The 5,014-nt window shown below is 70.4% G+C and carries 7 protein-coding genes; 5 read left to right on the forward strand and 2 right to left on the reverse strand.

Annotated features, from left to right (window positions below; all coding sequences use genetic code 11):
* Nucleotides 1-28: 28 nt before the first annotated feature.
* Both ogt and D7V93_RS37655 read left to right on the forward strand, forming a co-directional pair.
* Nucleotides 29-535 carry a methylated-DNA--[protein]-cysteine S-methyltransferase gene (ogt, locus tag D7V93_RS37650; protein ID WP_120647924.1) on the forward strand — a complete coding sequence of 169 codons (507 nt, stop codon included), beginning with the start codon at nt 29-31 and terminating at the stop codon, nt 533-535.
* A gap of 38 nt (nt 536-573) precedes the next feature.
* Nucleotides 574-1,395 carry an isocitrate lyase/PEP mutase family protein gene (locus tag D7V93_RS37655; RefSeq protein ID WP_120647920.1) on the forward strand — a complete coding sequence of 274 codons (822 nt, stop codon included), beginning with the start codon at nt 574-576 and terminating at the stop codon, nt 1,393-1,395.
* An 86-nt stretch (nt 1,396-1,481) separates the two neighbouring features.
* On the opposite strand, the gene D7V93_RS37660 is transcribed toward D7V93_RS37655, so the two are convergent.
* Complete coding sequence (locus D7V93_RS37660) at nt 1,482-1,985, reverse strand: DUF1579 domain-containing protein (protein ID WP_120647921.1); 504 nt, start codon at nt 1,983-1,985, stop codon at nt 1,482-1,484.
* Between the two features lie 136 nt (nt 1,986-2,121).
* On the opposite strand from D7V93_RS37660, the gene D7V93_RS37665 reads away from it, so the two are divergent.
* Nucleotides 2,122-3,171, forward strand: coding sequence for an NAD(P)-dependent alcohol dehydrogenase (locus D7V93_RS37665; RefSeq protein WP_120647922.1), 1,050 nt, complete (start codon nt 2,122-2,124; stop codon nt 3,169-3,171).
* Nucleotides 3,172-3,222: 51 nt separating this feature from the next.
* Here D7V93_RS37665 and D7V93_RS37670 read toward each other — a convergent pair whose 3' ends face one another.
* Nucleotides 3,223-3,795, reverse strand: a complete 573-nt coding sequence (locus tag D7V93_RS37670) for a TMEM165/GDT1 family protein (protein WP_120647925.1) — start codon at nt 3,793-3,795, stop codon at nt 3,223-3,225.
* A 387-nt stretch (nt 3,796-4,182) separates the two neighbouring features.
* Between D7V93_RS37670 and D7V93_RS37675 the strand changes: the two genes are divergently transcribed.
* Both D7V93_RS37675 and D7V93_RS37680 read left to right on the forward strand, forming a co-directional pair.
* The gene (locus tag D7V93_RS37675; protein ID WP_120537964.1) at nt 4,183-4,437 is read left to right on the forward strand and encodes a ribbon-helix-helix domain-containing protein; all 255 of its coding nucleotides are present in this window, start codon (nt 4,183-4,185) and stop codon (nt 4,435-4,437) included.
* A gap of 143 nt (nt 4,438-4,580) precedes the next feature.
* The coding region (locus D7V93_RS37680; protein WP_120647923.1) for a hypothetical protein at nt 4,581-5,014 on the forward strand (434 nt) is incomplete at its 3' end.

Below are 5,014 nucleotides of genomic sequence, written 5' to 3' on the forward strand. Positions count from 1 at the left end.
GTATAAGAGACAGCGCCAGCGCTTCTTCATTGATTCCACCCCCACGCCCACCGGCGTGATGCTCATCGTCTGCGACGAGGCGGGCCGTCTTCGCGCCCTGGACTGGGAGGGCTACGAGGCCCGCATGCACCGGCTCCTGCGCCTGCACTACGGCGAACAGGGCTGCGTCCTGGAACCGGCGCGCGATCCGTCCGGCCGCACCACCGCCCTCCAGGCCTACCTGCGCGGAGAGGTGAGCGCCATCGACGCCCTCCCCGTGGAGACCGCCGGCACGCCCTTCCAGCGCGAGGTCTGGCGCGCCCTGCGGGAGATCCCCGTGGGCACCACCACCACCTACTCCCAGCTCGCCGAACGCATCGGCCGGCCCAAGGCGGTGCGCGCCGTGGGCATGGCCAACGGCGCCAACCCCGTGGGCATCGTCGTGCCGTGTCACCGCGTCGTCGGGGCCAATGCCTCCCTCACCGGCTATGCCGGAGGGCTGGAGCGCAAACGCTGGCTTCTCGACCACGAGCGGGTGCACGCTCCGTCCGCCTGAGTCCCTTCAATCCCTCTCACCTGCCCGGAGTCCCACCCATGTCCTCCACGCAAGTCGCCGCCGCCAAGACCTTCCGCGCGTTGCACCAGGGCCCGGAGCTGCTCATCCTCCCGAATGTCTGGGATGCCGGCAGCGCCCGCCTGTTCGAGAGCGTGGGCGCCCGCGCCATCGCCACCACCAGCGCCGGGGTCGCCTGGGCCCAGGGTTTCCCGGACGGCGACGCGCTGCCCATGGACCGGCTCGTCGCCACGGTCCAGGCCATCGTCGACATCATCCGCGTACCCCTCACGGTGGACGCGGAAGGGGGCTACTCGGAGGACCCGGCCACCGTCGGGGAGAACGTGGCCCGGCTGCTGTCCGCGGGCGCCGTGGGCGTCAACCTGGAGGACGGCGTCAGCCCTCCGGAGCTGCTCGCGGCGAAGATTGAACGCGTGAAGCAGGCCGCGGCGCGCCTGGGCCTCGACGTGTTCGTCAACGCGCGCACGGACGTCTACCTCCAGTCCAAGCTCGTCCCGCCCGAGCACCGCCTGGAGGAGACGCTGTCCCGCGCCGCGCGGTACCAGCAGGCGGGCGCGGATGGCCTCTTCGTCCCCGGCGTCATGGAAGCGGCCGACATCCAGGCCATCACCCGGGGCACGCCCCTGCCCGTGAACGTCATGGCCCGGCCGAACCTCGCCGGCCCGGCGGAGCTGCAACGGATGGGCGTCCGGCGCCTCTCCGCGGGCATCGCCATCGCGGCGTCCATCTATGGGCGGGCCGAGGCCCTCGCGAAGTCCTTCCTGCACGAGGGACACTCCGCCGAGCTGTTCAACGGCGCCGCCAGCTACCCCACCCTCAACGGGCTGATGACCCGGCGCTGACGCCCCCTTCCGGGGGCTCCAATCCCTCTCACTCACCGAGGGCTGGACGGGCGCGGGCCGACACGAGGCGCGGCCCCTGGCCCGGCTCAGCCCCGGCGCCGGTACTGGATTTCAATGGCCTTCTGCGCCGCTTCCCCCGGCTGGATGTTGAAGTGCGTGATGACGAGCGCATCCGGTCCGGTCCGCTCCAGGTCCACGCGCCATCCCCAGCGGGGCGACTGCTCGCCCGTGTAATAGCTGCCGAGCACCGAGAAGCGGTCGCTCACCCCGGCCTCTCCCTGCAGGGCCATGATGTCCGAGCCCATGTGGAAGCTGTCCACCCACGCCATGGTGAACTGCGGGCCGTCCAGGTGGTAGCCGAGCGTGGCCATGCCCGTCAGCGGCTTCCCGCCCAGCGACGACGTGTACTCGTGCACGACGAACCGGCCGTCCAGCACGGAGCGGATGGTGCCGGAGATGGGGGACTCGTCCGCCACCTTGTCCGGCTCGAACCACGTGCGCGCCATGCCCTCCCAGTCACCCACGCACTGGGTGAGGAAATGATGCGGACCTCCGGGAGATTGGGACTGCTGGAGACGTTCCTGGCTCATGGTGCGCGGGAGTCTCCTGGACGCGGTTGCCCGGGTCCACCCCTTTCCTCTGCGGGACCGGCGCGGTTCCGTTAGCTTCCGCGCCCTTGCCGGGCCCTCCCGGCCAGTCCTGCTTCGACTCCCCCTGGAGCCTCTCTTGCCGACCACCCAAGCGTACGCCGCGCCGAGCGCCAAAGCCGCACTCGGCCCCTTCTCCCTGGAGCGCCGCGCGCCGCGCGCCCAGGACGTGCTCATCGACATCCTCTACTGCGGGGTGTGCCACTCCGACATCCACCAGGCCCGCGACGAGTGGGGCGGCGCCGTCTTCCCCATGGTGCCGGGCCACGAGATCGTCGGGAAGGTGTCCCAGGTCGGCAGCGCCGTCACCGCCTTCAAGGTCGGGGACGCGGTGGGCGTGGGCTGCTTCGTGGACTCGTGCCGCGAGTGCCCGGCCTGCGTCCAGGGCGAGGAGCAGTACTGCGAGCGCGGCATGGTGAGCACCTACAACGGCCGCGAGCGTGACGGCTCGCCCACGTACGGCGGCTACTCCACGCAGATCACCGTGGACGCGAAGTACGTGCTGCGCATCCCGGAGGGCATCCCCCTGGACCGCGCCGCGCCGCTCCTGTGCGCGGGCATCACCACCTACTCGCCCCTGCGCCACTACGGGCTGAAGGCCGGCCAGAAGCTGGCCGTCGTGGGCCTGGGCGGCCTGGGCCACATGGGCGTGAAGCTGGGCAAGGCGATGGGCGCGGAGGTGACGGTGCTGAGCACCTCCCCCTCCAAGCGCGACGACGCCCTCGCCCTGGGCGCCAAGCACTTCGCCGCCACGTCGGACAAGAAGACCTTCAAGACGCTGGCGAACCAGTTCGACTTCATCCTCGACACCGTCTCCGCGCCGCACGACTACAACGCGTACCTGGGCCTCTTGAAGCTGGACGGCACGATGGTCGTCGTCGGCGTCCCGGAGGCCCCCACGCCGCTCTCCGCCTTCCCGCTCATCATGAAGCGGCGCAAGCTGGGCGGCTCGCTCATCGGCGGCATCCGCGAGACGCAGGAGATGCTCGACTTCTGCGCGCAGCACCGCGTCGCGTCCGACGTGGAGGTCATCCCCGTCCAGAAGATCAACGAAGCCTATGAGCGCATGATCAAGGGCGACGTGCGCTACCGCTTCGTCATCGACACCGCGAGCCTGAAGACGAAGTAGCCGCTCGCGACAGGGCCCCCGGCGCGGACCATCGCGCCGGGGTCGCCCGCGTCAGCCGCGCCAGGCCGCCCACAGCGACACCGCGCCGAAGAGGAAGAAGAGCGAGGCGGTCACCCACCGCACCCACTTCATCTGCACCCGCCCGGCCAGCCGGTCCCCCAGGAAGACGGCCAGCCCGTCCGACACCAGCATCCCGGCGGTGGTGCCCAGCGTCACCAGCACCGTGGCCTGGTAGCGCGCGGCGAGCGCCATGGTGGCCAGTTGGGTCTTGTCCCCCATCTCCGCCAGGAAGAAGAGCACCACCGTGGTGAGGAAGGCCCCGAAGCGCGGAGGCTTGTCCCCGTCCTCGTCCAGCGTGTCCGGCTTCAGCGTCCACAGGCCGAAGCCCAGGAACAGCGCCGCCAGGATCAACGCCATCACGCGCGCGGGCACATGGGTGGACACCCACGTGCCCACCGAGGACGCCAGCGCGTGGTTGGCCACAGTGGCCACGAGGATGCCGGCCAGCACCACCCACGGCTTGCGGAACTTCGACGCCAGCGAGAACGCGAGCAGCTGCGTCTTGTCCCCCATCTCACTGGCGGCGACCAACACGAACGACCCGAGCACGGACTCCCACGACATCATGAAGACTTCCTTCCAGTGCCTGGCGCGGAGGCGGCGTCATGAGAGCGCTTCAGGGAGGAGCGCGCACGACGGACCTCGGCCAGGGAGATTGAATCCCTGTCCGAAGGTCTCGTTCGTCTCGCGCGCTTCGCGAGGTGGGGGCCCGGGCCGTCACCAGCCAGTGTGTCGAGCTTCCCGACGCCCATCACCGCGGGCGTGAACTACTCCCCTTACGTGATGCGGCAAGTAGCAGCGTGCTCTGGATGAGTCAACCCGGCACGTCCGGCGCTCCGGGCGCTCCAACCTCCGGCGTCCCTTTTTTTGACGACTTGCGAGCCTGCCCCCCTAATGCCGGGGACAGGTCGGTAGCGGCCTGTAGCAGCAGCACGCCTGGAGGAAGCCCCGATGCAGGATGGAAGCGCCAGCCCGCTGAGCCCCGACGCTCCGTCGTCCCAGTCTCCGGTGGAACCCGGTGAGGTCCGCAGCCCGGAGGCCGACATCGTCTCCACCCACGTCCTCGTTCCCGAGGAGCAGGTGCACAAGCTGCGCGAGCTGGCGCGGCGCACCCGCATCCACCAGAGCGAGTACCTGCGCGAGGCCGTGGAGGACCTGCTGTCCAAGTACGGCCGCATGCCCGCCAAGACGGAAGGCGAGTCGTGAGCCGCCGCCGCACCCTGTCGCTGCGCGAGCGGTTGCGCCACTGGCTGGAGCAGGAGCTTTAGCCCACCGCTCCCTCGCTGGAGCGCCTGGGAGGGAACCGCTAGGGTCGAAGCCTTCCTGTCTCCAGGAGCTCTCTGCCCGTGATGCGTCCCTCCCTGCTGACCGCTGTCCTCGCGCTGGCCGCCACCGGCTGCGCCACCCCTGGCTTCGAGAAGCTCTACCCCGGCATGACGGCCGCGCAGGTCGCGGACGCCATGGGCAGAGGACCCACCCGGGCGCAGGAGTTCGCGGACGGCTCCGCGGCCTGGTACTTCGACGAGGACCACTGCGTCCTCATGCGCGACCACACGCTCGTCGCCAAGTCGACCACACGGACCCGCGCGGAGATGAACACGCCCGTCGTGTCCCTGAAGGCCGAGGACAAGGCCTGGTGTGGTCCCCCGGGCACTGAAGCCGGCGCGGCCCGCGAGCAGGAGGTCCAGACGCCCTTCGGCACCTTCAAGGGCACCGTGGACCCGGCCGCCGTCACCGAGCAGGTGCGCAACAGCGTGCGCTCGCAGAAGGTCCCTCCCCCGCC

This window comes from Corallococcus llansteffanensis (assembly GCF_003612055.1).
Taxonomy (GTDB): domain Bacteria; phylum Myxococcota; class Myxococcia; order Myxococcales; family Myxococcaceae; genus Corallococcus; species Corallococcus llansteffanensis.